30 protein-coding genes are annotated in these 26,215 nt (G+C 54.8%); 11 read left to right on the forward strand and 19 right to left on the reverse strand.

The features are described 5' to 3' along the window. The first annotated feature begins 3 nt into the window (after nt 1–3). A complete protein-coding gene (locus tag M0R30_RS04740; RefSeq protein WP_292543986.1) occupies nt 4–156 on the forward strand; it encodes a hypothetical protein in 153 nt (50 codons plus the stop codon). Nucleotides 157–407: 251 nt separating this feature from the next. Here M0R30_RS04740 and M0R30_RS04745 read toward each other — a convergent pair whose 3' ends face one another. The 4 genes from M0R30_RS04745 to M0R30_RS04760 are packed head-to-tail and all read right to left on the reverse strand — an operon-like array spanning nt 408 to nt 3,212. Continuing rightward, nucleotides 408–941: a chemotaxis protein CheW gene (locus M0R30_RS04745; RefSeq protein ID WP_292543987.1), complete on the reverse strand. Its 534-nt coding sequence runs from the start codon at nt 939–941 to the stop codon at nt 408–410. Between the two features lie 18 nt (nt 942–959). Next, entirely contained in the window at nt 960–2,438 is a 1,479-nt protein-coding gene (locus M0R30_RS04750; RefSeq protein ID WP_292543989.1) for a methyl-accepting chemotaxis protein, read from the reverse strand. A gap of 5 nt (nt 2,439–2,443) precedes the next feature. Further along, nucleotides 2,444–3,040, reverse strand: a complete 597-nt coding sequence (locus M0R30_RS04755; RefSeq protein WP_292544019.1) for an acetate uptake transporter — start codon at nt 3,038–3,040, stop codon at nt 2,444–2,446. A gap of 7 nt (nt 3,041–3,047) precedes the next feature. Beyond that, a complete protein-coding gene (locus M0R30_RS04760; RefSeq protein WP_292544022.1) occupies nt 3,048–3,212 on the reverse strand; it encodes a hypothetical protein in 165 nt (54 codons plus the stop codon). Nucleotides 3,213–3,560: 348 nt separating this feature from the next. Between M0R30_RS04760 and M0R30_RS04765 the strand changes: the two genes are divergently transcribed. Then, nucleotides 3,561–5,627, forward strand: a complete 2,067-nt coding sequence (locus M0R30_RS04765; protein ID WP_292544025.1) for a PAS domain S-box protein — start codon at nt 3,561–3,563, stop codon at nt 5,625–5,627. Between the two features lie 124 nt (nt 5,628–5,751). After that, nucleotides 5,752–6,132 (forward strand): response regulator, encoded by a 381-nt coding sequence (locus M0R30_RS04770; RefSeq protein ID WP_292544027.1) that lies wholly within the window; start codon nt 5,752–5,754, stop codon nt 6,130–6,132. A gap of 133 nt (nt 6,133–6,265) precedes the next feature. Here the strand turns inward: M0R30_RS04770 and M0R30_RS04775 are convergent, their stop codons facing one another. The 5 genes from M0R30_RS04775 to M0R30_RS04795 form a co-directional block, all read right to left on the reverse strand. Continuing rightward, complete coding sequence (locus M0R30_RS04775; RefSeq protein ID WP_292544030.1) at nt 6,266–8,854, reverse strand: calcium-translocating P-type ATPase, PMCA-type; 2,589 nt, start codon at nt 8,852–8,854, stop codon at nt 6,266–6,268. Between the two features lie 97 nt (nt 8,855–8,951). Then, nucleotides 8,952–9,170, reverse strand: coding sequence for a hypothetical protein (locus tag M0R30_RS04780; RefSeq protein WP_292544033.1), 219 nt, complete (start codon nt 9,168–9,170; stop codon nt 8,952–8,954). 36 nt (nt 9,171–9,206) lie between these two features. Further along, nucleotides 9,207–10,295 carry a hypothetical protein gene (locus M0R30_RS04785; RefSeq protein WP_292544036.1) on the reverse strand — a complete coding sequence of 363 codons (1,089 nt, stop codon included), beginning with the start codon at nt 10,293–10,295 and terminating at the stop codon, nt 9,207–9,209. Nucleotides 10,296–10,383: 88 nt separating this feature from the next. Then, nucleotides 10,384–11,220 carry an ABC transporter permease gene (locus tag M0R30_RS04790; RefSeq protein WP_292544039.1) on the reverse strand — a complete coding sequence of 279 codons (837 nt, stop codon included), beginning with the start codon at nt 11,218–11,220 and terminating at the stop codon, nt 10,384–10,386. Nucleotide 11,221: 1 nt separating this feature from the next. Continuing rightward, nucleotides 11,222–12,226 (reverse strand): ATP-binding cassette domain-containing protein, encoded by a 1,005-nt coding sequence (locus tag M0R30_RS04795; protein ID WP_292544042.1) that lies wholly within the window; start codon nt 12,224–12,226, stop codon nt 11,222–11,224. A 130-nt stretch (nt 12,227–12,356) separates the two neighbouring features. Between M0R30_RS04795 and M0R30_RS04800 the strand changes: the two genes are divergently transcribed. Next, nucleotides 12,357–12,680: a cupin domain-containing protein gene (locus M0R30_RS04800; RefSeq protein WP_292544045.1), complete on the forward strand. Its 324-nt coding sequence runs from the start codon at nt 12,357–12,359 to the stop codon at nt 12,678–12,680. Between the two features lie 15 nt (nt 12,681–12,695). Here the strand turns inward: M0R30_RS04800 and M0R30_RS04805 are convergent, their stop codons facing one another. Continuing rightward, a complete protein-coding gene (locus M0R30_RS04805) occupies nt 12,696–13,376 on the reverse strand; it encodes a class I SAM-dependent methyltransferase (protein ID WP_292544048.1) in 681 nt (226 codons plus the stop codon). Between the two features lie 333 nt (nt 13,377–13,709). Continuing rightward, a complete protein-coding gene (locus M0R30_RS04810; RefSeq protein ID WP_292544050.1) occupies nt 13,710–14,465 on the reverse strand; it encodes a class I SAM-dependent methyltransferase in 756 nt (251 codons plus the stop codon). Between the two features lie 62 nt (nt 14,466–14,527). Between M0R30_RS04810 and pth2 the strand changes: the two genes are divergently transcribed. Together pth2 and truD are read left to right on the forward strand one after the other, a co-directional pair. Next, nucleotides 14,528–14,890 carry a peptidyl-tRNA hydrolase Pth2 gene (pth2, locus tag M0R30_RS04815; protein WP_292544053.1) on the forward strand — a complete coding sequence of 121 codons (363 nt, stop codon included), beginning with the start codon at nt 14,528–14,530 and terminating at the stop codon, nt 14,888–14,890. Further along, entirely contained in the window at nt 14,887–16,161 is a 1,275-nt protein-coding gene (gene truD / locus M0R30_RS04820; RefSeq protein ID WP_292544055.1) for a tRNA pseudouridine(13) synthase TruD, read from the forward strand. The genes pth2 and truD overlap by 4 nt, the downstream gene beginning before the upstream one ends. On the opposite strand, the gene sppA is transcribed toward truD, so the two are convergent. Continuing rightward, on the reverse strand, nt 16,148–16,951 hold the full coding sequence (gene sppA, locus M0R30_RS04825) for a signal peptide peptidase SppA (RefSeq protein WP_292544058.1): 804 nt from the start codon (nt 16,949–16,951) through the stop codon (nt 16,148–16,150). The genes truD and sppA overlap by 14 nt on opposite strands. Nucleotides 16,952–16,957: 6 nt before the next feature. Beyond that, nucleotides 16,958–17,641 (reverse strand): dihydrofolate reductase family protein, encoded by a 684-nt coding sequence (locus tag M0R30_RS04830; protein WP_292544061.1) that lies wholly within the window; start codon nt 17,639–17,641, stop codon nt 16,958–16,960. Between the two features lie 139 nt (nt 17,642–17,780). On the opposite strand from M0R30_RS04830, the gene M0R30_RS04835 reads away from it, so the two are divergent. Beyond that, entirely contained in the window at nt 17,781–18,413 is a 633-nt protein-coding gene (locus M0R30_RS04835; RefSeq protein ID WP_292544063.1) for a CDP-alcohol phosphatidyltransferase family protein, read from the forward strand. Here the strand turns inward: M0R30_RS04835 and artA are convergent. Beyond that, a complete protein-coding gene (artA, locus tag M0R30_RS04840; protein WP_292544066.1) occupies nt 18,385–19,263 on the reverse strand; it encodes an archaeosortase A in 879 nt (292 codons plus the stop codon). The two genes, M0R30_RS04835 and artA, sit on opposite strands and share 29 nt — an antisense overlap. A gap of 162 nt (nt 19,264–19,425) precedes the next feature. Between artA and M0R30_RS04845 the strand changes: the two genes are divergently transcribed. Then, a complete protein-coding gene (locus M0R30_RS04845; RefSeq protein ID WP_292544069.1) occupies nt 19,426–19,740 on the forward strand; it encodes a transcription factor S in 315 nt (104 codons plus the stop codon). 322 nt (nt 19,741–20,062) lie between these two features. On the opposite strand, the gene M0R30_RS04850 is transcribed toward M0R30_RS04845, so the two are convergent. After that, on the reverse strand, nt 20,063–20,764 hold the full coding sequence (locus tag M0R30_RS04850; protein ID WP_292544071.1) for a TIGR00266 family protein: 702 nt from the start codon (nt 20,762–20,764) through the stop codon (nt 20,063–20,065). A gap of 207 nt (nt 20,765–20,971) precedes the next feature. Here M0R30_RS04850 and M0R30_RS04855 point away from each other — a divergent pair, with 207 nt between their 5' ends. The 3 genes from M0R30_RS04855 to M0R30_RS04865 all read left to right on the forward strand — a co-directional run bounded on the left by M0R30_RS04855 (nt 20,972) and on the right by M0R30_RS04865 (nt 22,937). Beyond that, nucleotides 20,972–21,664, forward strand: a complete 693-nt coding sequence (locus tag M0R30_RS04855) for a DUF2202 domain-containing protein (protein ID WP_292544073.1) — start codon at nt 20,972–20,974, stop codon at nt 21,662–21,664. Nucleotides 21,665–21,845: 181 nt separating this feature from the next. After that, a complete protein-coding gene (locus tag M0R30_RS04860; RefSeq protein WP_292544077.1) occupies nt 21,846–22,289 on the forward strand; it encodes a MarR family transcriptional regulator in 444 nt (147 codons plus the stop codon). Nucleotides 22,290–22,448: 159 nt separating this feature from the next. Continuing rightward, a complete protein-coding gene (locus M0R30_RS04865; protein ID WP_292544080.1) occupies nt 22,449–22,937 on the forward strand; it encodes a hypothetical protein in 489 nt (162 codons plus the stop codon). A gap of 258 nt (nt 22,938–23,195) precedes the next feature. On the opposite strand, the gene M0R30_RS04870 is transcribed toward M0R30_RS04865, so the two are convergent. The 4 genes from M0R30_RS04870 to M0R30_RS04885 all read right to left on the reverse strand — a co-directional run bounded on the left by M0R30_RS04870 (nt 23,196) and on the right by M0R30_RS04885 (nt 25,972). Further along, entirely contained in the window at nt 23,196–23,444 is a 249-nt protein-coding gene (locus M0R30_RS04870) for a type II toxin-antitoxin system HicA family toxin (RefSeq protein ID WP_366513110.1), read from the reverse strand. A gap of 95 nt (nt 23,445–23,539) precedes the next feature. Then, nucleotides 23,540–23,755 (reverse strand): type II toxin-antitoxin system HicB family antitoxin, encoded by a 216-nt coding sequence (locus tag M0R30_RS04875; RefSeq protein ID WP_292544083.1) that lies wholly within the window; start codon nt 23,753–23,755, stop codon nt 23,540–23,542. A 1,210-nt stretch (nt 23,756–24,965) separates the two neighbouring features. Next, on the reverse strand, nt 24,966–25,517 hold the full coding sequence (locus tag M0R30_RS04880; protein ID WP_292544085.1) for a TATA-box-binding protein: 552 nt from the start codon (nt 25,515–25,517) through the stop codon (nt 24,966–24,968). A 137-nt stretch (nt 25,518–25,654) separates the two neighbouring features. Next, nucleotides 25,655–25,972, reverse strand: a complete 318-nt coding sequence (locus M0R30_RS04885; protein WP_292544088.1) for a hypothetical protein — start codon at nt 25,970–25,972, stop codon at nt 25,655–25,657. Nucleotides 25,973–26,215 lie beyond the last annotated feature (243 nt).

Consider the following 26,215-nt stretch of genomic DNA (forward strand, 5'->3'; position numbering starts at 1 on the left):
GGAATGAACCAGAACCGTAAAAAAAAGGGGACCGGGAAGACTCCCCGGGATAAGAAAAGTACCGTATCAGATTATTCCCTCTTCTTTGTCCTGAGCGGGGCTCTCGTCCTATCGGTCATTATTATCGGTGCTCTTATTTTCACATCCCCGGCGTGAATGTCCCGGCGGGGGCCGGTTGGCAGGAACCGGTTTTTAACCGTGTGTACCATTACCTTAAAAAAGAGGGATCTCGTTCTTTCAAGTTATTAAAAAAGGAAATGTGCCAGCATTTCCATAATCATGGTGTGCAGATGCTGGGGTCTCCACCGCCGGGCTGCCGGACCGTTCCGGGTTTTTCCCTGGTCCGGCAGGTCCGGTTCTTCATCCCCATGCGGGATGGGGAGGGGTGCACTCCTCCACATTCCCGATCACAGGGTTGAATCGATATCGCCAAGCAGTTTTTTGATATCGATCCAGATGATCAGCTCGTTGATCTCCTTCTCCTTGACCTTGATCTTGCGCTTGATGATCCCCAGGATCGAGGTGTCCTCCTTGCTGACGGATGCCGAGGTATAATCGACCTGGTTTCCCTCGAATGTCGATACGGATGTCACATCATCAACAAGGATACTGATCTTCGACTTGGCCATTTTTTCATCGAGAACAATGATCCGGGACGCCTCGAGAGACGTGCTGCTCTCTTCGGTAATGTTCAACCGGTGCTTGAGGTCGATGATCATGGTGATCTCACCCCGCAGGTCGATGATTCCCCTCACGTAGGAGGGGACATTGGGGAGTTTGGTGATTGTGGTATACTCGACAACCTCCTTGACATCGAAGAGATCGATGGCAAAGTGCTCGCTTCCCAGCACAAATTCTACAACCTGGATCGTTTCGGCCAGTTTCTCGGAAGGAACGGAAGTTTGTGCCGTTGCAACAGGTTCGCTTACCTTTGCTGTCATGGGCAATTCCCTCCCTTATTAGTCCACCTTGAATTTCCTGTTGGCTTCCATGGCCTGGACAGCAACGTCGTTGACGGTCTGGATCATCCGTGTGATCTCGTCAATTGCTGCCGCAGACTCTTCGGTTGCTGCAGCGGTGTCTCCGGACTCCTTGGCGGTTTCTTCGATCAGTTTTGCAACTTCATGTACACTTGCCGTGATCTCTTCGGTGGTTGCGGCCTGCTCTTCAGTGGCAGCTGCGACTTCGGAAGCACTGTTTGCAACCGCTTCGGCGGCATTCTGGATCTGGCGGAATGCCTCGACGGCCTGCTGGGATTCTTCGGAGCCCTTGTTGACAAGTGTCTTTGATAATTCCATGGCCTCAGTTGCCTTCTTGGTGGCAAGGTTGAGCTGCGTGATCATCTCCTCGATCTTCTCCGCGCTTGAACGGGACTCCTGGGCCAGTGACTTGACTTCCGATGCGACAACAGCAAAGCCCCTGCCATGCTCTCCCGCACGGGCCGCCTCGATCGCGGCGTTGAGGGCCAGCAGGTTTGTCTGGCTTGCGAGGTCACGGATCAGGACGATGATCTTGCCGATGTCGGTCATCTGCTTCTCGATATCCTTGACGATACCGTACACATTCTCTGACGACTTGGTGATCTCCGTCATGTCCTTGTTGACATTATCTGCAAGGAGTGCACCACTCTTCGCCGAGTCTTTCGCCTTGTTTGCCTGGGTGGAAACGCTCTCCATGCTCGAGGTGATTTCCTCGACTGCGGCGCTCATGTCCTGCATTGCCTTGGACATCTGCTCGATGCCCTCAGATGATTTCTGGGCATTTTCCGAGACGACACCGGCATTCTTGGCAATCTGGTTGACGCTCTTGGAAGCGTCTTCGACACTTTTTGCCGCATTGTCAGTTGTGACGGTCAGGTTTGTCATCTGCTTGTTGACATCACCGATGTTATTCTCGAGGCTGATGACAATCCCCCTCACGGCATCCCGGAGCTTGACGATATTATCATGCGCATCTTTGGTGTCTTCATCGGGTTTTAAAAGTTCCACACGGACGGTGAGATCACCAGCTGCCATCTTTGCATATGCCTGGGACAGGATCTCCACCTCTTCTGCCATGAACTTCCCGTTCTTGACGATCTTCGTGATTTCATTGTACGTGACATAGACGTATTTCACATTCCCCTTTTCATCCATGAGGGGGATGTTTGTCCTGTCAATGACGTGCGTCCCCGAAGGGGTTTCAAGGGTGCTCTCGCCATGCGATACCCTTTTTGTAGTAATAGCATCCTGGATGGACTGCCCTTTATCATCCAGGTACTTAATCATGTTCTGTGACCGGAGGTCGCTGATCCGGATAGCGAGCAGCCTGTCCTTGCTATACCCGACCATCTTGCAAAACGCCTCATTTACCATCAGCATTTTAAGATCGGCGTCGATAAGTACCTGGGAGAGCGGATTTCTCTCAAACATCTCGTTGAATTCGTTTAGTTCTACCATTGTCATCACCCGAGGTTGATTACCTTCTCTTTGTATACCTCATTCATTACTTCCCCAAGGCCGGTATACATGGCAGAGAGCCCGCAGAGGATCCCCTCAAAACCGGCGATGTGGATGATCGTCTCGTTGCCCAGTGCGTTGCCTACGACAAGCAGAAGGAAGAGCAGCACAAGGAGGCCGAAGACGACCTGGAGTGCCTTCGAGAGCCGGAACGTGATGACAAACATCACGAGCGAGAACAGCCCCCACAGCGCAAGGTACGATACGAGCGATACCTTGTCGAGTGCTCCCGTCCACCCGAGAGCCGGCATCAGCATCATGAACACCAGCACGATCCAGAAGAACCCGTACGATATAAACGCGAGCATACCAAACGTGTTGTTCTTCTTCCACTCCATGATCCCGGCAATGACCTGTGCAATGCCCCCGAAGAAGATGCCCATTGCAAAGACCACGGATCCCATTGCAAAGAATCCTGCATTGTGCAGGTTAAGGATGACAGTAGTCATCCCGAAAGCCAGCAGGCCCAGTACGCCCGGGTTTGCCGTTGTATCAGAAATTTTTATTATGTTCTTGAATACTTCGTCAACTGTTTCTGTCATGTTTCATTCACCACATTCCTCTGATTTCATTCATCTCATCCATACCCGTGGAGCGCAGCCAGACATACAGGAGCTGGGCCCGGCTGGCGTCGGAAGAAGTAGACCCGATCACGATCGGCATGTCACGCCAGAATCCCGCCGGGCTCCTCATCTTCAAATCGTTAGACATCATGACTGCTTCCTCCCCTTCCTACTCCCGTGTGCCCAGGTTTCGCAAGGCAAAGTACTCGTCCAGTTTTACCGATAACTGTGACAAGAGTTCCTTTTGATCATGCAACCCGTTCCGTTCACCTTTGCGGGAGGGGGAATATATCCCTGAATTCAATGCCTGTGTCGAGTGTTCCACCATTCTCATCTCCAAAGTTTTGCAACACAATCCTAATCTGCCAAGCATTTTGTTGGGATACACCCATTTTGCAATAATTTTTTTATAAAGGATTTTATTTGCTTTGCAGATATGCACGGCATATTCGATGCATTTATACCTTGAGCAGACGAACTCAGGTGTACAGAGACGGATATGGCAGAGAATCATGCAGAGATTATCCGTATCAGGGAATTACTGGCAACCCATCCTGACGGGATGAGTATAACGGAGATCTCCACGGTGCTGGCGATGAACCGTAATACTGTTGCCAAATACATGGATATTCTCCAGATCCAGGGAGCCGTTGACGGGCGCAAAAGGGGGACCTCAAAAGTCTATTACCAGTCCGAACGTCTCCCGGTCACCTCCCTGAGAAAAATCTGCACCCGCCCGTTTTTTGTCATCGACCATGAAGGAATGATCATCGACCAGAACCAGGACTTCTGCACTCTTGTGGCGATGACGGGAGACCAAGTATCCGGCCATCCCCTCGAAAACCTGCCTCTACGGTACCTGGACGGGATCCAGCCCGGTCAACTGGTACGGGCCGTACTGAAAGGAACTGAACAGCGGATCCGTGCCCAGGTACGGCAGGGAGAAAAAATCCAGTCGGTAATTCTCCTCATGGTCCCGGTGGTATTTGAGAACGGCAGGCCCGGGGTTTCCGTTATAGTCGATCTCGATAATCCGTCCGCAGATATCTCCCGGAAAGATACGACATCCCCGGACATCCTTGCACTGCTGGATGACGAGATGGAATATGTTGTCCGGCGTACTGCGGAAGGGATCACGCGGTACGTGAATGAGACCTATTGCCGTGCAGTGGGAAAGACCCGGGAAGAACTGATCGGCCGCCCTTTCAAGCCACTGATCTCCCCGGAAGATGCGGACCGGATCCAAATCCATCTCGCTGGTCTTTCTCTCAAATATCCCGTGGGTACGATCGAATACCGGGTCGTAATGGCGAACGGCGAACTGCGGTACCAGCGGTGGCAGGACCGGGCGCTCTTCAATTCGCGGGGGGAACTGGACACCATCAACTCGTTTGGCATCGACATCACCGAACAGGTCCTCACCGCACAGAAACTGAAAAAGACCCAGGAAACCCTTGAGGAGTCCATCGTCCACCGGACCGAGGAACTGCGCGGGATCAACCGCCAGCTCTATTCGGAAATTGCGCAACGGGAACGGATGGAGGAACAGCTCCTCCTTGCCCAGTTTGCCATGGACCGGGCAACGGACATGGTCTTCTGGATCGACCAGGATGCCCGGATCAGGTATGCAAACGATGTTGCCGCGGAGGGTCTGTTGTATTCCAGAATCGAGTTGCTGGACTGCCAGTTTGGCGATCTTGTCCCGTTTTATTCCCTGGAGGAATGGGACCTCCTCTGGCAGGACCTCAAGAACGGTCGGTCGGTCTCCCGTGAAACGTACCTGGTAAAAAAGGATGGCACAGGTATCCCTGTCGATGTCCGGCTCACCTACCTGGAGTTCCGGGGCAAGGAGATGGTCTACTGTTCGTCGCGTGACCTGTCAGAGCGCATCCGCATGGACCGGGCGCTCAAGGAAGCCAACAAGAAGATCAATGTCTATACCAGTATCGCCCGGCATGACATCCAGAACAAGATTACCATCGTGCTCGCGTATCTTGGGAGGATCAAAAAAGCCATGACTGATCCCGTGCTTCTCGAATATCTCAACCGGCAGGAACATGCCGTAAAAGCCATCCGGACCGAGATCAACATGACGCGGGACTTCAAGGACATGGGGCTCCGCTCCCCGGAATGGCAGAATCTCCCCGCGATCATTGCCGGAATCATAACCCCGTACGAACAGAAATCGGTCAGGATTGTATCGGACCTTCCGGAAGTGGAGATATTTGCCGACGCCCAGCTGGACCGGGTCTTTGACCGCCTTATGGAAAAAATGACCGGCACGGGTGAACCCCCCCGGGAAATACAGGTGAGCTACCAGATCAGGGACGGTGCCCTTATGATTATCTTCAATGACAACGGCCCCGGGTTCTCTGCTGAAGAAAAAGACCAGCTCTTTGATATCCAGAACGATGGTTCCGGAAACCGGGGCCTGTTCATTGCCCGGGAAATCCTGTCCCTGACCGATATCACGCTCTCAGAGACCGGTGAACCCGGAACCAGTGCACGGTTTGAGATACAGGTTCCGGAGACTTACTATCGCTTTTTGCAGGAAACGCAAATCTAATTCCTTTATCTTGATCTTTTTTATGCAAATCTTTTTTATCTACCTGATGTATATCCCTGATAAAAAGGACAATGCATAAATACGACCGTCCTGTAACAAAATACTGTATAAGAGGGTAATTACCATGCCACGGATTCTTCTTGTCGATGATGACCGGGACATTCTTGATATTATGCGTCTCGATCTCGAAGATGACCCGGAGAACTCGGTAGATATCACGAATGCCGCTGCAGAGGCGATCGAGAAAGTCAGAAAGCAGCTGTATGACGTGATCATATCAGACTGGCGCATGCCCGGCATGACTGGTACTGACCTTGTCAGGAAACTGCGTAACGACGGGTGTTCATCCTATATTATCCTCTATTCCGGTTATACCATGAATACCGACATACGAACTGCGCTTGACTGTGGAGCTGACTATTATCTCCACCGGGGCGGCGATCCGGACCAGGAATTTGCCGAGCTCCGCCGTGTTATCTGGTCAATAACAAAAAAGAAGACCTGATCACTCCCGGTTGCCGGCATCTCCCGATCTCCCGGTATAAACCTTTTTGTAAGCCCGGGTGTTCAACCCGGGAGAATATTTCCTGTTTCCGCTCGTTTCCCGGATGAACGAGCCGGAATTAAAAAGTGTGATGTTAATCCGTGGAAACCGGGTTTTTTCTGCCGGTATAATACCGGAACGATACCCGCAGCAGGAACCCGATCACGAGTACGGATGCCGATGCAACGATGATCGTTGCCCACTGGAACAGAGAGAGCGGGACCGTTGAGAAGATCTTGCCGCCGAACTGGACCAGTGCGATCTGGAGGACAAGGACCATCCCCATGATGACAAAGAACATCGGGTTGCCTTTGAAAAATGGCGGCATCTTCCCGTCAAGGGCCCGGCAGTTGATCCCGTTCCAGATCGCGGCGACAATGAACGCGGAGAAGAAGACCGTGGTGATCTCTTCCGGTGTCGAGCCGCCCAGAAAGCCGGTCGCCATCTGGAGGATCCCGGCAATGATCAGGAATGCGCCGGTTACGATGATCGAGAGCCACATGAACGGCGTGATGATCGTTGTGTCCTGCGGGATCGGCTGCCGTTTCAGGAGTCCCGCATGGGGGGCTTCGGAGCAGAGCGCGAACGCGGCGAGGGTGTCCATGATGATGTTGATCCAGAGGATCTGGATGATGGTGAACGGTTCCGGGAGCCCGATGAGCGGCGCGATGAAGACGAGGATGCAGGCGCAGAAATTAATGGTCAGCTGGAAGAGGAGGAACCGCTGGATGTTCTCGTAGAGCGACCGGCCCCACCAGACGGCCTGCGTGATGGAGGCAAACGAGTCGTCGAGTAGGATGATGTCGCTTGCCTCCCGTGCCACTTCGGTTCCGGCAATGCCCATGGCAAAACCCACGTTCGCGTGCTTGAGGGCCGGCGCATCGTTGGTCCCGTCGCCGGTCACAGCGACCACGTCGCCGGACTTCTGGAGCGCCTGCACGAGGAGCAGTTTGTCCATGGGCTCGGCCCGGGCCATGATATCGAGGTCACGGGCAGCAGTCACCTGCTCTTCCGGTGACAGTGCCCGGAAGGCCGGGCCCGGCATGACCGTCCCGCCTTTGTGGATCCCCGATTCCTGTGCAATGGCACGGGCAGTCTCCGGGTTGTCCCCGGTCACCATCCGCACCCGGATGCCCGCCTTCTGGCAGGTGGCAACCGACTCGCCGATGTTGTCCCGGAGCTGGTCGCGGATGCCGACATACCCGTCCCACACAAGAGCGGTCTCACTGTCGTCGGCATTGACAATCTCTTTGTGGGCAAAGGCAAGTGTCCGCATTGCCCGCGATGCAAGTGCCATGATCCCGTCGAGTTCCGGTGTTTCGGTGCAGAGCATTGCAAGGATCTCCGGCGCACCTTTCACAAGGAGGAATGGTTTTCCCTGGATGATGACGACCGTTGACATCCGTTTCCGGTTCCCGTCGAAGAGGAACTGCCTGGTCTCGTGCATCTCCGCCCGGATATTGGCATAATCGAGGCCGTACTCCTTCAGCCAGCGGAGGAGCGCCCCTTCCGTTGAGTTCCCGATCACGGTGGTCTTCTCCCCGTGGATGTCAAGGTATGCGGTCCCGTTCACGGCAGCGTTGATGGTGATCCACTCAACAGGTGTCCGGGGGATTGAATCCGGCATCGTTGGGTTGCCGGCCGATGATGCAGCAACGAGCATCTGGTTTTTGGTGAGCGTGCCGGTCTTGTCGGTGCAGATGGTGGTAGCCGACCCGATCGTCTCGCAGGCGATCAGGCGCCGCACAAGGCAGTTTGCCCGGGTCATCTTCCGCATGGCAAGAGAGAGCGAGAGGGCCACGCTCATCGGAAGCCCTTCGGGGACCGCCGCGACCACGATAACGACCGCGAGCATGAAATAGTGGAGGATATTGTTGGCGGTATCGATGTTGAGGCCGCTCACTTCACCTGTAAGAAAACCGCGGATGAACAGCGTGCTGCAGATCAGGATCGCCATCGCGTACCCGAACTTACTGATCACCCCGGCCAGTTCCCCGAGTTTCCGTTCGAGTGGCGTCGGGGTGGCATGGTCGATGCCGAGCGAGGCGGCGATCAGGCCCATCTGTGCGGAGTCGCCCACCGCGGCTGCAATCATCCGGCCTTTCCCGGCAGTCACATACGTGCCTTTCAGGAGGCGCTCGCTCTCGTCCTTCCGGACCGGTTCGCTCTCTCCGGTAAAGGCAGACTCATCTGCAACGAGCCCGTCCGAAGAGAGGATCCACCCGTCGGCGGGGACCGCATCCCCGGCCTCCAGCAGGACCAGGTCGCCGACCACGATGTCCCGCGAGGACACATTCACCGGGTGGCCGTCCCTGACCACTTTTACCACCATCTCGTCCCGGTGCGCATTCAGGACATCGAACTCCCTGCTGCTCCGGTATTCATTGAAGAAGGCGATCCCGGTTGAGAGGAGGATTGCAGCAATGATCCCGAGCGTGTCCAAAAGACCGCTGCCCCTGACAATGGATACCGCCATGGATATGGCAACCGCGAAGAGCAGGATCCTGATGATCGGGTCGTCGAACTTTTCCAGGTACTGCTTCCAGAATGGTTCCCGTACCGGGGGTGTCATCATGTTGGCGCCGTACCGGGTACGCATCTCCCCGACACGGCCGGAGGAAAGGCCGGAGGTACCAACCAGAACTTCTATTTTTTCTAAGGGGATCAGCGGGTCTTCTTTCATGGGGAATTCTCTTCTGTACTTATCAGGTATATTGGTGAGGTTCGTCTAAAAGAATGTGGGTATTTACCGGGACTTATGCCCCGTGCGGTGTTCCCCGTTATATCCGCCCGGTCCTGCGCAGCCAGAATCCGGTGCCGATATACCCGGCACATGCCAGCAGGACACCTGCGATACTGGCCAGAATAAATCCTGCATCGCCGGCAGCCAGTGCCTGCAGTTCCACGATGATCAGGCAGGCAACCACGCAGAGAAAAACCACGGTCGCCATGAAGAGTGCGAGGATGATCTTCATCCCGTACTGAATGATATCATCCATCGTGTATCACGCACCTCACCTGCTTCGCGCAGCGTTTCATTCCAGGTACCCCGCCAGCACATCGTCATAGAGCCGGCGCACGTTCTCATCCGTTACCGGCACTTCCGGGAATCCCCTGAACCCGTCTGCGATCCGGAGGTCGTTTGCGAGGTCCAGCCGGTGCTGCTCCTGTGCATGGAACCAGCCGTTTTGTTCGTAATAGTCCGCAAGGTACTCCTGCTCCGGCTGTCCCGGTGTCGGGATGAGCAGGGCACGGTGCTTGTTCAGTTCGGCCAGTTCCATCATGGTGGTGTATCCCGACCGGCAGATGATGCACGTTGCCCGGTTCATCAGGACCTCCTTCTCTTCCGTTGACGCGTACGACAGGACCCTGCACCGATCAGCGTGCCCCGTCCCCCCGGCAGCCCGTGGGCTTCCGAGGAGAATGGTAACAGACCCCGGGAGATCGGCAGCAGCCGGCAGCAGGATCTTCTCCAGTTCGGTCCGCTGGGGTTCCGGCCCGGAGATGATTATCAGGTAATCGAGGTCCTGTCCGACTTCGCGCCTGCGGGTACTGGTCAGGATACCGGCATAATAGGTACGGGAACGGGTGATGTCCGATTCTCCCCGGGACAGTTTCCCGGCAAGCGAGAGCGGTCCGGGTGGATTGTCCGGCACGATGATCCGGTTGAATTTTTCATGGAGGTGCCCGTTGAGCCATGCGATTGCAAGTTCCAGCGGCCATGCAATCAGGGGGAGGTGGTAATGAAGCTGGTGGGTGATGAAGAGGGAGGGGATCGTGTCGGAGTATACACCGAGCCGGTTGTCGCTGATGATGAGGTCGTACGTGTCTTCCCTGAGGATCGCGGCAAGGTTCCGGCGTTCCTCTGCAATCCCCTTGAGAAGGAGCGGGGATGACGCAACAAACCGGGCCAGGAAGAAATTGTTCGCGCTGAGCGGGACGGAATAATCCGGGAAGTCGCGGAAGGTGCATGACGGGAACTCCTGTTCCAGTACGGAGAGGGCATTCCCGTGCCCCGCGATCGTGACGTCATGGCCGCGGGCAAGGAGCGTCCGGATGACCGGGATGTCCCGGGTGGCATGCCCAAGTCCCCAGTTCAGTGGCGATACCAGTACGTGTCCCATCCCGTGCTCCCCTTAGTATGAAACTATTCTTCGGCAATCGTATTGAATGGTGCTGCCGGAACGGATGCAGGGAAAAAAAGGAATGCCGCTATGTCACCACGGCCCGCCGGAACCTCCACCATGCGAGCGTGAACATGATGGCGGAGAAGAGCACAAGCCCCAGGAACGAGAGGAGGACCTCCCCCGGGGTGAAGAGATAGTGCTGGCCGAGTGCGTAGAAATCAGGGCCGATCGCGAAGTACCGGATCCCGTTGATGAGCATCGTCATCGGGTTGTAAGCCGAGATGATCCTGAGGGCCTCCGGGAAGGTGTCGATCGGGTACAAGGCGTTGCTTGCAAAGAAGATCGGCATGGTCAGGAGCGTCATCACGCCCTGGAGCCCTTCGGGACTCTCCATCGAGATTGCGATCGCGGCGGACAGGAAGAGGAAACCGAGAGCGAACATGGCGACAAACGCGAGGACGCCAAGGACGCCGATAACGATTTGCACGGGCGTGTAACCGGCAAAGAACGCAGCGCCGATCAGGATGCCGAAGGCCATGATGATGATCGCCTGGATGAACGACTTGGTCACGCCGGACATGGCGATGCCGACAATGATATGGTTTCGGTTCACCGGGCTTGCAAGGATCTCCCGCATCAGCCCCCAGTTCTTGTCGAACAGGATCACGATCCCGGAGAAGAGGCTGGTAAAAAGGGTCGTCATCGCGATGATGCCCGCGCCCATGAACGTGAGGTACCCGACAGCATACGCCCCCTCGGGCACCGGCATGCCAGCCATCAGCCGGTCGAAGTTGCTCGACATGGCAATGCCGAAGAACGCGAGCCAGAGTGCCGGCTGGAGGAGCGATGAGATGAGCAGCGTCTTGAACCGGAAGAACCGGATCATATCGCGCCAGTAGACCGTCAGGAAGCCGTACCCCATGTTATCTCCCTCCCCGGAGGAATATCTGGCGTGCAGGCGCCTGTCCTTCGTCACGGAGTTCGCTGCCCGTATAGAAAACGAACACATCGTCCATGGTGGGTTTTTTTAAGTTGATGGTGGAGATCTCGATCCCCGCGTTGCGGAGCGTATCGATGATGCCCGGCAGCACTTTTGTCCCGTCTTCGTTCACCATGAGGGCGATCCTGTTGCCCTTGGCCGTGATCTCCCGGACCGACGGTACCTGTTCAAGCAGTTTCATCGCGTTCCCGTTATTGTCGGTATCAAGGTAGATCAGGTCCCGGCCAAGGGTGTTTTTCAGTTCATCCGATGTTCCCGAGATGATGATCTTCCCGTGGTCGATGATGCTGATCCGGTCCGAGAGCTGGTCCGCCTCGTCCATGTAATGGGTGGTCAGGAAGATGGTCGTGCCTTCGCGGTTCACATTTTTGATGTACTCCCACATCCGCATCCGGGTCTGCGGGTCGAGGCCGATGGTCGGCTCATCAAGAAAGAGGACTTTAGGCCGGGTCATCAGCCCGCGTGCAATCTCGAGCCGCCGCTTCATGCCGCCGCTCAGTCTCTTGGAGAGTTCGTTCCGTTTTGCTTCGAGCTGGACGAGTATGAGCAACTCGTCGATCCGTTCCCGGCGCTCCTTCACCGGCATGTCATACAGCCTGCCGTGGAACTCCAATAGTTCCCAGACCGTCATGTCCCGGTCCAGCGTGATGTCCTGGAAGACGATCCCGATGGATTCCCGGACCTTCTGGGCATCGGTGGTCACGTCATAGCCGGCAATCGTCGCTGTTCCTTTCTGGAGCGAGAGGAGCGTGATTAGGATATTGATGGCCGTGCTCTTGCCGGCACCGTTGGGCCCGAGGAACGAGAAGATCTCTCCTTTTTTCACGGTGAAACTGATCCCGTCAACGGCCCTGAAATCACCGTACAGGTGTTCGAGATTCTCCACGCGGATGATTGTGTCATCGCTGCCGGGACCCGGTTGTTCCATACCGGAGATATTCCGGGTAGTAATACATGAAACCAGTGATCGTACCCTGCATGAGCCCCTCCCTTCGCGCCATGAAGAGCGGCGCTATCATTATTGGTTCACCCGGCCAACGTCACGATCGGGACCCTTTATGTTTTCCCGTCACACTGAAACCGGTTACCGCGAATCACTGCCCGGCATCACGCAGAAGACCCTTGTCTCCGGGAAGAACACCCTGATGGCCGAGTTCCGGCTGGACAGGGGAACCGAGCTCCCGCGGCATGCCCATCCCCACGAGCAGACAGGGTATCTCGTCTCGGGACACATGACCCTCCGGATCCAGCATGAGGAATCGGAGATCCGGCCGGGCGACAGCTGGAATATCCCCGGGAATGTCGGGCATTCGGCAATAATCCATGAAGATTCGGTGGCAATCGAGGTTTTTTACCCGGTCAGGGAAGAATACCTGCTGTAAACACCAAAAAAGAATTTACTCCTCATTCTTCTTCCGGCCGGTCATGAGGAAGACGGTAAATGGCCGTACCTCCCCGGAGGGGGACTCCTTGTCCACGATGGCGGCGGTCCGGTTGCGGATCTGCGTGAACCCCGCGGCTTCGAAATATTTCTTCATGGTGCAGCGGTCGAACCCGTTATGGAATACACCCTCCGGTGTGTCGTGGAACTTTCCGTTGTCGCTGTCAAGGTCAGCGATGGCGAGAGCGCCGGAAGGTTTCAGGACCTGTGCAAGGATCTCAAGGACGCGGCGCACGTCCCGGATGTGGTGGAGGGTCATGCTGCTGACTACGAGATTATAGTGCCCTTCCGGCACCATGCCCTGTTCCAGGTCAATGTTCCGGACCGTTACATTCGTGAGCCCCTGCGTCCTGATCTTCTCTTCAAGCACGGTGAGCATGCCCTGCGAGCTGTCGATGCCCGTGATGCTCCTGACGAGCGGCTGGATCTGAAGGGTGAGGAGGCCTGTACCGCACCCGAAGTCCAGCACGTCCATCTCCGGTGAAAGCCCGATGGTCTCGCAGATCGCCCGGGAAACGTCGTTTGCCAGTTTCAGCCGGCGCGTTTTGTCATCCCATGTTGCAGCTGCAGTGTCGAAGTTGCGCTTCTCCCCGTTCACTGCGTTCACGGAGTCGAAGTTACGCTTTTCACTGGTCATCAGAGTCACCTGAGTGTATGCCGGAGTGGGTGAAAAATCAAATGGATCTCAACGATCTGCTGAAATCCATAGAAGATGCCCATAACTCAACTCTCTCAGTGTGATGAACGCCGCCGCCCCCGGAGGGGCGCCCCCGCGGCGGTTCAAGAACTAATTAGAAATGAGAACACTCACTACCCCGCCGTGATTCGAAGAATCTGAAGGTTCTTCTCAATTTCGGGATTCTGATAAACCCCCCAATCCCCGCGAGGGGCCCTGAGGCGGGGAGCCATCGTAAATTCAAATATTTTTCCATTTTCTGTTTACATCGTAAACTCGATCGTTATACTGGTTTCAAATTTTTCGAATATTTTCGTTTATCCCGATTAACCCAATCATCCCGTTCTCCGGCCCTATAAATTCAATCCTGAACCCGGCCTGCTCCATCATCTCCCTCACCAATGCCGGCGCCAGCCGGAGTTTTGCATATTCACTTGCTGACCGTTTCCATTTTCCCGACAGTTGGGAATAGATAATATCCGTCACTCGGACATGTTCCCGCAGGTATTCGAGCCGGCAGAGGAAGATCCGTTTGCCATCCTTCCGCACAGGGACAATCACCACGGATCCGTCCGGTTCTCCGGAATAATCCCGGAACGACAGGATGAGTTTTCCTCCCGGCATAAGTTCCACGTGACACTGCCGGATCAACCTGCAAACAGAATCAAGGTCCGGCAGGTGCGTAAGCGTATCCCCCATGCAGGTGATAAGTTCCGGCCTGCGTCCCGTCCAGATCGGAAAGTCAAGTAAATCTCCGGCAATCATTTCTATGCCCGGACCCGGTATCCGGCCCCGGAGCTCGTCCAGCAGCGGCTGGCAGATGTCCACGGCAGTGACGTGGAAGCCGGTTTCCGCAAGGGGGATGGACGCAAAGCCGCACCCCGCACCGAGATCAATTGCCGTCCCGCTGAATATGGGCAGGATGCGATGTGCAGAAAAAAACTGCCGGCTCCGGACCGTGTTTGCGTCAAATCCCCCGGCCATCCAGAGGTAATGCCCGGCAAGGAACCGGTCATAATGGGCCTTTGCTTCAGGGACGGGGGGCGGCATTGTTATGGATCGTTTGCCTTCCTGCTATACTTATTTGACGTGCGGCAACCAAGTATACGCCAATGGTTCCCGAGCCCGAATTCCGGTACAAGCAGTGCCTTATCATACGAAACGATGTCAAGATGAGCTGCGGCAAGCGGTGCGCACAGGCCGGGCACGCCGCGATCGGCGCCTTCAATGGTGCGGACAAGTCCCTGCAGAAGGCATGGCTCACCGAGGGGCAGAAGAAGGTCGTCCTCAAGGCAAACGACGAGCGGACGCTGTTTGAACTCAAAGTCCTTGCCGAACGGAACGGCATCTCCACGTCCCTGATCCAGGACGCCGGCATGACCGAGATCCCGCCGGGCACGATCACCGCACTCGGCCTTGGCCCGGCAAAGAGCGAGGACCTCGACAAGATCACCGGCTCGCTCACCCTCTTATGAAACAGAGCACCTACCCGCTTGAATGCGACCTCGGCATGCGGTACTATGCGAGCGATGCCGAAGGGATCGGTGGCAGGCTCCGGGCGGCTCCCGAGGATTTTATTGTCGAGGAGATCCCTCCTGAAGGCAAGGGAGGGACAACCGGCCCGTACCTCATCTGCACCCTGGAAAAGACCAACTGGGAACTCCAGCACGCGGTAAAAGAGATCGCAAAACGGCTCGGCATCAGCCACCGGCGCATCGGCTGGGCCGGCACCAAGGACCGGAACGCGATCACGAAGCAGTGGATCTCGATCTACGATGTCACCGCGGAACAGGTGGCCGCTGTCCGTTTAAAGGACATTGTCCTTGAGCCGGTGCGGAACGCGAACGAAGCCCTGTCCCTTGGCGACCTGCTGGGAAACCGGTTCGACCTTGTCATACGGGACACTGAAGAGACGGACTTCGTGACGCGGGTGGATGCGATCACAAAGACCGTTCGGGAAGGCGTGCCGAACTATTTCGGCCTCCAGCGTTTCGGCGCGATCCGCCCGGTCACCCACACGGTCGGGGAATGGATCCTCCGGGACAATTACGAACAGGCCGTCCTCACCTACATCGGGCTCCCGTTCCCTTCGGAAAATGAGAATACGGCGGCAACCCGCAGGGCGTTCCTCGAAAGTCGCGACCCGGCACCGGCGCTCCGGGACTTCCCGGTCCAGATGAACTACGAGCGGGCGATGCTGCAGTACCTCCACAACCACCCGGGCGACTACGCGGGAGCCCTCCGCGAACTGCCGCCCAAGCTCCTCTCCATGTTCATATCCGCGTTCCAGTCATGGCTCTTCAACTGCGCCCTGAGCCAGCGGTTCGATGACGGCCACCAGCTCACCGTGCCCGTCCCGGGCGACCACCTGGTCTTTCTTAACGGGCGGACCGATACGGTGACAGCGGCAAATGTGACCGCCGCGGCCATGCACATAACGCGGGGCCGGTGCAGCATCGCGTTCTTCATGCCCGGAAAAGAGAAAGCCGGCGGGGCGGGTCCGGCCGAACCGGTGATGGATGCCCTTCTTGCGGAGCGTGGGATCACCCCGGACGACTTTTACCGGGCCTCACGGTTTGTCGGGACAAAATTCGAGGGAGCGTTCCGCCCGATCTCGCTCAGGGCAGAACTGGAATCAACCGTTGCAGAAACCAGTGTGCGGCTGAAATTTACCCTGCCGCCCGGCCACTACGCGACAACCGTGTGCCGCGAATTCATGAAGGCAGACCCGGTCAGGATGATCTAGACCGGGACGCTGCAAGCTCTTTTGCGCCTTCAATCGCGTTGTTGAGGTTCCCGAGTTCGTCAACGATATTCATCGTGAGTGCATCGGCGCCACGGATCACCCTGCCGTCCTCGATATCCGAGCGCGAGATCGCCCGCTGGGTGGTCACGTCCGTGATGAAATTCTCGAAACTGTCCTTTACGATCTTCTCCGCATACGCCGTCTCTTCGTCGGTCAGCGGGCGGGAGGTAGAGCCCATGTCTTTCTTGCTGCCGGACTTCACCACGCTGATATTATACCCCTCGCTTTTCATCCAGCCGCTGATGTCGGAGAACTGCCAGATGACCCCGACACCGGCCGTGAACGTATCCGGGTTCGCATAGATCCTGTCGGCATGGGCGCTCACGTAATACGCTGCCGATGTGGCGATGTCCCCCATCGAGACGACAACCGGTTTTTTTGTCTTTGCGTATTCGAGGTCGCCGATAATTTCCTGTGCCGCGGCCGGGGTGCCGCCGGGGCTGTCCACCCTGATCACGATCGCTTCTACCAGCGGGTCATCAGCGGCATCGCGCAACTGTTTCCCGATTACTTCGCTGCCGATTGTCTCGCCGTCCGAGACATCCCCCGTCTGCATCGCCCCTTCCATACGGATGACGGTCACTCCCTGGGTGTCCGAGTGGGTCATGTAATACGTGGCGAGCATCAGCCCGGCAACGAGGAGCAGCCCGGCAGCAATTCCCAGGGCGAGTTTCAGCGTTGAATGCGGTTTTTTACCGGCAGTTGTGGTCTGTTCTTCGAAAATGTCCATTGTTCCTCACTGAGTGTAGAGCACATCGAATTCCGAGACAAGATTGCTCCCGCACATATAGTATTTTTTCAGGTTGAGCCGGATCATCTCGTTCTCGTTATCGATGTGCATGCCGCCGACAAGGGACGGGGTGTCGGACCCGCCGACAATGAAGGGGAGGTGGATGAGACGGATCTCGTCCACGAGCCGGTCGTGCAGCATGTGCCAGTTCAGGGTCGGCCCGCCTTCGATCATGAGCTTCTTCACGCCGAATTTTTCCCGGAGAATCTTCATGAGCAGCGGGAGTTCGACATGGTTTTTCCCGGCAACGATCACGTGGGCGCCTTTCTTTTTGATCGCCTCGACCCGGTCTTTGGGAGCGGCTTCCGAAACAGCGATGGCCGTTGGGGCGTCGGGGCCCAGCACATTTGCATCGAGCGGGAGATCGGCCATACTGCACGGGATCACCCGGAGCGGGCTCTTTCCCTCGATGTACCTGACCGTGAGGTACGAGTTGTCGATCCGGATCGTATTGGCCCCGACCATGATCGCATCGTATTCTGCCCGCGTCTCGTGGAGCAGGATCTCGGTCTCGTGCGCCATGTATTTCATCAGGATCTTTGAGGATGCCCCTTTCTTGAGCGTAAGTTTGCCATCCGCCGTGATCTCCGACATCATGAGCACGTGCGGACGGTCTGAAGTAGTGGTCATGTGAGCCTCTTTTCTCCGGAATAATAGGGTGGCAAATATAAATAACGTGGCGATAGCGGCGGACCAAAACCCCTCCAGCATGGCAGATCAACGCCGGATGAGCAACTATTAATTGTTGATCTGCGCATGAATTTAAGTTATGAATATTACTGCACTCCGGCCAAGGTTCATCGGGTATCTTGAGCCGGTGGCAGATGTCTTTGTCCGGCTCCGGATCACGCCCAACCAGATCTCGCTGCTCTCGCTCGCTGCCGGTATCGTCTGCGCGGTCCTTTTCTTCCAGCGCCAGTTCCTGCCAGGTGCGTTCTTCCTCCTCCTCTCCGCGGTGTTCGACCTCATTGACGGGAGTGTTGCACGGAAGACCGGCGCCCACACCAACTTCGGTGCGGTCTTTGACTGGATCGTGGACAAGTATGTCGATGCGCTGGTCATTCTCGGCATCGGCCTCTCCGGGATCCAGATCGTCAGCCAGTTTTATCCCGTTCCCCCGGTGGCAGATTTTTGTATTGTCGCGCTCGCCATCATCGGCTCGCTGATGAACACGTTTATCAAACCGGTCGTCTACGCGGAGATCGGGTACCGGGAAAAAGTCGAAGGAAAGATCGACGACCCCCTCGAGGGGGTCGGGTTCTTCGGCCGGCCGGAGACGTTTGTTGTTTTAATTACCGGCGGAGTATTCGGGATTATCTGGGCAGCGGTGATCATTATTGCCGTCTGCACGAACCTTTCTGCGCTGCAGCGGATTATCTACCTTTACCGAACGCTTTCCTGATCTCGCCGGTATACATCTGGTACAACTCGTCGGCGAACTTCCCGAGCCGGGGGATCAGCGTAAAGAGCCAGTACGCCAGCATGACCAGGATCACGAGCGCCAGCAGTTCCATGATCACGTTGTGCGCCCAGAAGAAACTCTCGTACCCGGGTTCGCCGTTGCTTGCGATATCCGGGTAATACGGGAACCACTGGTCCGTGTATGCCATGATCACAAAGGCGTTCCGGAGCAGGTTGAGGAAATAGATGGGCAGCACGATGATGAGGAAGGCATAGCACTTCTGCCGTACTGTTGTCGGGACTGCCGCGGCCACACCCAGCAGGATCGCGATGCTCTGGATGCCGGTACACCCAAGGACGATCTGGACGCTGTACCCGTTGCGGGTGATCGTGTCGCGGAGCAGGTCCCCGCATGCGGCCGGGTCCATCGCCCGTTCGGTGGCCACGTTCATGCAGGTGAGCGAGACCGTGTAGTTGAGGGCTTCGAGTATCCAGATGACCTGCCCGACAACCATGGAGATGAGCTGGTCCCCGAGCCAGGCAAAGAGGGGCACCTGCGTGAACCCGAACGGGGCGTAGATGAGGAACGCGACTGCCGCCGCCCTTGATATGTTGATCGCCCGTTCATCGTTAATAAGGAGGTATTTTATGGTGATCGCGAGGAATGGCACGGACATTGCCGCGATCAGGGGATACATGAAATTGTATTCCTTAAAAAATTCCGGCAGCTCGGCAAACAGGGTCAGGACAATGAATATCCACCCGGTGATAGCTGCATACTTCCGATGTCGACCGGGTATGAGGAATGCCAGAAATCCGGCACAGGATAAAAGGACCAGATACTCGATCATTAGTAAATTATCCACGCAGTACCAAAAAAAGGATTCTGAAGTGCCGGTTTTTTTTCAGGTCTCCGTGGTCCGTTCCGGACCCGGCCGGAACCATTGCGAATCTGGAAATCATGAGCTGCATTACACGAGAGTTAATCTTCTATAGTGACCCATGTAATGCACATGTTTTGTCCTGAATGTAAGACTCTTATGATGTCGTCCGGAGGTCAGCTGAAGTGCCGTAAGTGCGGTTATATCAGGAAGATCGACAGCAACGACCAGATGACAATGAGGAAGGAGCGCACGGAGAACGAGATTACCATCGTGGACGATGAAGATACCAACATCAAGACCATGCCCACGATCCAGATCAAGTGCCCCAAGTGCGAGAACAACCTTGCAATCTGGTGGCTCCGCCAGCTCCGCGCTGCTGATGAAAGCGAGGTCCGTTTCTTCCGCTGCACGGAATGCAGTCACACCTGGCGCCAGTACGATTAGATACCAATCATACGTTTACCCATTCGATATATTCAGAAAATCAATAACCAGCCAGCAAACTACAATCCATTGACAACATTTTTCTCAAGAATTTTTCTTGGTAATTCCCTGCCGCCCGGCCGATTGCGGGGGTCCTGAACAATTATTTCCGGTAACCATTTTTTTTACGATAATTCAGATTTGGCAACGTGTGTAACATTTGACCTTGTCATCACAACTTGTCAGGCCGGATGGTCCTGCTGTACCTTTTTGGATACAATGGCTATGGCCGAGGTGGGATCCGGATTAAAAAAAGAGTACGGGATTCATTCCCGATTCCGTTTCAGACTGCCTTGACCTGCACGACTTCCGGCTTGGGCAGGTAGGGGATGATGGAGGCAGCGAGTTTTGCGATGTCCATGGACTGGAGCACGACCTTTCCCGGGCCGGTCAGGGTAGTGACGAACAGCCCCTCCCCGCCAAAGATCGCGGTCGTGATCCCGCCGACAAGCGCGATATCGTAACTCACCGAGTGGTCGAACCCGACAACGAGCCCGGTCTGCACCTTGACGACCTCGCCGGGTTTCAGGGTCATCTCGATGATGTCCCCGCAGCAGTGGAGGAAGACGGTGCCCTGCCCGGTCATGCGCTGGAGGATGAAGCCTTCCCCGCCAAAGAGCCCTGCACGGATCTTATTCGTGAGCGCGATCTCGAGGTCCACGCCATCATCGCAGCAGAGGAACGACTCCTTGCTGGCGATGAAATCCTTGTCCGGGCTGACCGTCACCGGGAAAATTTTCCCCGGCATGGTCCCGGCAAAGGAGACGAACCCGGCCGTGTCGCCCGCGGTGAACCGGGTGAGGAAGATGCTCTCGCCCGTGACAGCGCGTTTCAGGCCGGAGATGATGCCGCCCTTGAGCTGGCTCTCCATCGTGAACGACCCGGTCATGTTCACCATCGATCCGGCTTCGGCAAAGATCCCTTCCCCAGGCTGGAGGTCGATCTTCACCATCTGCAGGTTGTTGCCAATGATCTCGTGCTTCATAATATTCCTGTTTGATATTCCGTCAGAAAAGTACAAATGTGTTTGGGAGCGTGAGCCGGGATATTTTTATTGCGGGACGGGAGCAGGAACGAATGAGGGTATCCGCAAAGGAGCCTGGTGAATAGCGCAGCAGAGGATTGCGTACCCGTCAGGATATTGACCGCATGCAGGAAAACCATTAAAAGAATTTCAGGTACAATCAGAGATATGCGCAATACTCCTTTCATCGCACTCCTGTTTGTCGTATGCATGCTGGCGGTTGCCGCTGGATGCACCAGCCAGCAGGGCAGCAAGACCGTTGTGACTCCCGCGGTCACCATTGCGGTCCCTGACAACGATGCCTCGCAAAAAGCGTTCCTCTCCATGCCCCAGGCACCGCTCAATGAGACTGAGACTACGGATATCCTCTACCTGCAGGAAGCAGAAAAATTCGATCACGATCTCAATACCGCGCTCTACGGCATGCACAGCGACATCCCGGTCTTCCTGCACATCGCCAATGCATCCGGGGTCTACATGGCGATCGACAACGTGATCCTCCAGCGGTACGGTATCCCCTCACCGGAGAACGAGGCTGCCGGAGTCTTTACGAACCAGAAACTCCAGCAGATGTATACGGCAGATATCAACAGCGGTTACGCATCCGCTACCACTGCGCTGACGTCAAGCGCCACGTTCGAGGACATGCACATCGCAGACCTCCAGGGTGCCATGGGGCGTACTGACAACAGCGACCTGCAGTTCATCTACCGGCAGCAGCTTGCGTCCGCCCGTAATAATCTCCGGTTGCTCAACCAGTGGATCACCGCGTACGGCGGGACGTACACGCCAACGTACATCACGCAGGCATCCTACAATGAAATTATCAGCACACCGATGGAACAGATCCCGGTGCAGTAATTTTTTTTGAAATTTTTTTTTTAATTTTGCCGCCCGGAACTTTTTTTAATTTTTCTGGAGTCAGAAAAAAAAGAATTTGCGAGGGCTTACGCGTGCAATGCCGGGACTGTTTGCGCCAGGCACTTGCCCTGACCCGTGGTCTTTCAACATCTTTAAACGCCGGCCGTGCTCCACTATAATCATGGAATTAGGGGATCTGTTCCTGCAGGTCATCGAACGATATCATCATATCCTCATTGAAGCTGACGGATCAGAACCAGGATCGACACCCGGGTTTCCTGACATCACGATCAACCAGTATTTTTACCTGCAGGCGGTCCAGCGCAATGAGAATATCACGCTGACCGAACTTGCACGTATCATCGGGGTCTCCAAGCCATCGGCCACGGCAGCAATCACCAAGTTGATCAGTGACAACTTTGTGATCCGTACTCAGTCCAAAGTCGACCAGAGAAAATTCCACCTCTCCCTTTCAGAGATGGGACAGGCAGTTTTCGTGCATAAGCACCGGGCATGCCGGCAGTTTATCGAACGGCTGGAGCAATGCACGACACCGGATGAGCAGAAGATCCTTACCCGGGCGTTCCGGATTATGGTCGAGAGCCCGCTTGAGCCGGGCGAATAAGTCCTGTCGGAAATTAGTTAGTTCACCCTAACAAACTATTTATCCGATCGGGTAATACTTTTCCGGTATGCAACATCACTGTTTCAAACGGGGAATGAAAAAATCTGCAGGGACAAAGGACGATGCAGCGCAGGAATTTTTTACCGCGAGGGGACGGGCATGAGCCAGCCTACGTATGGATCCGGCAGCCGGGCCACAAAAAAAGCCGTGCTGCATCTTCATGCACCCCCTTCAAGGGTCTTTCCCCTCCTCTGCCCCGAGCGCGAACGCGACTGGATTGCCGGGTGGGACTATACGATGGTGTACTCGCAGTCCGGTTACGCAGAGCCCGGCTGTGTCTTTACCACCACGCTTCCCGATGAGGGGCTGACCATCTGGATGTGTGCAGAACACATGCCCGACCGGCGCGTTGTGTTCTCCCGGGTCACGCCCGGCCTGATAACAATCCACTGGGAGATGGATCTTTCTCAACCCACACCGGGTGATACCGATCTTGCCGTTACCTGGACGGTGACCGGGCTCTCCGAAGCGGGGAACCGGTTTGTTGACACCATGCTCGATGAGCGTTTCTCCGGCCTGACGGGGATGCTCAAGCGGTGCCTTGACCACTACTTCACTACCGGGACAATGCTGCCTGTGGGTCTCTAAAAAAGATGTCGGGCCTATCCAACGCCCTGTCATTGGGCGGACCCGGGAATAATCGTTAAACCAATCCGGCATTTTTTTTAAATGAGTCAGAAATTTTTTAATTTACGATGCCCGGCGCGGGAAAATGATGGGGGATGGCGCTACGAAATTTTTTTGATTCGTAACCTTGCCTGGATGAGTGAGAAGGGGGCGTCGCGGAGAGTCCATGAGGAGCAGAGATGGTGGAGGAATCGTACTACGAAAATCTGCTGTCAGTCTTTAACTTTTTTCAAATGCTTCCAGGAATGCGTCTCGTGAAATCACGGCCTGCGTGCAGATTGTCCGCAGGGTCGATCCCTTGATCGTTTCGTGATTCGGGATTGTCATAGGAGTTTTCGTTCCGTCCGGGTTGATGCGTTCCAGTGCAATATGATTCCCGGTCCGGACAACATCAAATCCAAGAATATGAAACGTGTGGAGAACCCGCTGTTTGGGGACGTCGTGAGGAAAAATTTGTGGAAATCCCAGAAATTAAACCAATCTCACAACGAAGTGTGAGATTGGTTGTGAGTTACAGGTTTTCCACAAATCGAGAAGATTTTATAAAATCTTCGAAGTTCATTTCAGATGACGACCTCGGCCAGTCGTGCATCTACGATATCGTCATCGGAAAAAGCATTCTTGCCGAATGTCTCGATATGGAACCGGATCGCGGAGGTGACATCTGCCACCGCCTCTTCATAGGTGTCGCCTTCGCCAACGACCACTCCCCGCATGCCGACAGGATATGCTACAAAGCCGTCCTGGTGTTTCTCGACAATAATCTTGAAAGGCTGCATGGATTGTCCCGCTCCTGATATTTTATTGGTGTCGGGAAATATTAAGGAGATCGTCCCTTTGTTTCTGTTGCGCATGGGAGCCGGCGGGCCGGATAGGGAGCGCATGTGTTACAGGATCTCCCGGCCAGACTGACAGAAAATCCCGGGCGAGTTTTCTCCTCAACAAATCTTGAGTATATACGCCGCTTTTATGTCGAATATCATGAGGTTGCCCCACAGATTCCCCAGACACTGTCTGGGTAATCTCCGGCAATCGGCCCGGCGAAAGCACCAATTGGGCAGACACTGTCTGCCGAATTCAGTTCCCGATTTACCCTCAGCAGATCTTAATTCTCCGACGTCCGACAGGTCATCAGACCTGGAGGAGGAGAAGAGTCATAGACTCTTCGACGGAGACCCATGCCAGAAAGACCCCCCGGACCCGCTTCAGTGTGCCTTATTCCCAAAAAACCGCGCAATGAGGAGATTTTATCGGGCGATACGGGCCCTGATTGGATTTTCTCCGTCGAAGAATAAAAAATGCGCTAATGGGCGCTATTGGACGGCTGATCTCTCTCAAAACGGGCTAGGGTACCGAAAATTGAAAAGAACCCCCGTTTTGGATCGCAGTTTTAGGGGTCCCTAATACGGGTCATCTGACCTGTGACAGGTATCTGACCCGTGACAGGTCAGGTGCATCGGACAGGTATCTGACCTGTCACAGGTATTTTGCATGAGTCCGGATCTGCACTATCTAAGAGGGGGTTCCGGAGCTGGGATTTACGTCGGTAACGTCGGAGACAGGAAGGGTCCTGGGGAGATAAGGTACGGGAAATTTTTTTGAGAAAATTTTCCGGTGCGGTGAAATATTTTTGGAAAATCTTTTGCGGATTGTGGAAGTAAAAAAATTTGGAAATTTTTCTTTGAGCAATCATAATCTGCGATGCCTCACACGCAAAATATTTGAGGGGATGAGTGGATCGCCAGAAAATTTTGCTGAGGGGTACGGGGGGTCACGAAAATATTTTTGTGAGGGGTACCCCCCCTCAGCAAAAAATTTCCGTGAGGGTCTGCCCCTGTTTTCGAAACGGTTTACGACGGGGCGTCGTGTTTGTGCGTGCGGGAAATCATGAGGGGTCATGGGGGTCACCGAAAAAAAATGATGAGGGGGTGGGGGACTCAGCAAAATTTTCTTGTGAGGGGCAGGGAGATTTCATTCCAGATAGTATAATCAAATGTTACCTAACATCTGTTCAAGGAATGCAACTCCTCTCACTACATCATCCATCGTTTTTCCCCCTGTCAGGATTATTTTCCCTGATGAAAAGAGAAGAGCAACAATTTTTGGATCTGGTATACGATATACCAACCCGGGAAACTGTTCCGGTTCGTACTCGATTTTTTCCATGTTAAGCGTGATAACTACCTTATTCAGGTTAATGTACTTCCCGAGGTCATACGAACAGACGATATTGGTAACGGCCACCTCAGGTGCATCATGACAGGTTACTCCGGCCTTTTTCATTCTCTGGATGAGATTATCCAGACCACGGACAAATTCATCGTGACTTTTGATCCCAGTAATTACCACCTTCCCGGAAGAGAAAACGAGTACCGTGATTTTGGGGTTTTGAAGTCGTAATACTGCACCGGGGAATCGTTTCTTGTTGAGTTCGCAGTTCTCAACCGTTTCTGAAAGTTCAACAAGATCGATAGAATCAGCGATAGATCCCGAAGCAACGATATTCTCAATCTTAGGTGACTGAAATTTTTCTTTACTCATGAAGGTTAGATGGGTATGATGATCGCAAGTTGTTATCGGTTAATTATCCCAGAGTCTCACCGGGTTAAAATTCACCTGTGGAGAATACAAAGTTCAATACGCCGTCAGAATCTCCTGCTCCGGAGACTTTCCCGGAATCAGAGGTGGATCCACTCAACGATCCCGGAAAACTGACTGACATGATCCATTGTTGTAGCTGCAAGAGCGAGAGGATTAACCGAGATCGATCCATCTTCTTTCTCTTCGATGGATGTTATCACGAGAGCTGCGTACTCCCTGGATTCAGAAGCAAGTTTGAGATCCTGTCGGTATACCAAGAGAGATGACACGGTGTTGATGGCCGGTCCTTCCTTAAAGATTTTCGTGGAAATTACCTCGATATCAATAGCATCGGAGACAGATTCTGGATCAACACTGTTCACAATCTTAGAAGATTTGGATTTTTCCTTACTCATGAGAGGTAAGTAGGTATGATGATCGCAAGGTGTTATCGGTCAATTGTACCCGGATTCCGAACCATCCCCCGCTCTGCGATGCCCGACGCGGGGGAATGATGGGGGTGGGGCTACGCACGTTCCTGTTCGCAAATCATGAAAGCAAGACCATGGAAATTGACAGATAATTCTGCTTAATTTTCCATACAGATGTAAAAATACACGAAAACAACACTTTCACCCCGCGCAATCCGGGAGTATATA

The organism is Methanoregula sp., from assembly GCF_023227875.1.
GTDB lineage: Archaea > Halobacteriota > Methanomicrobia > Methanomicrobiales > Methanospirillaceae > Methanoregula.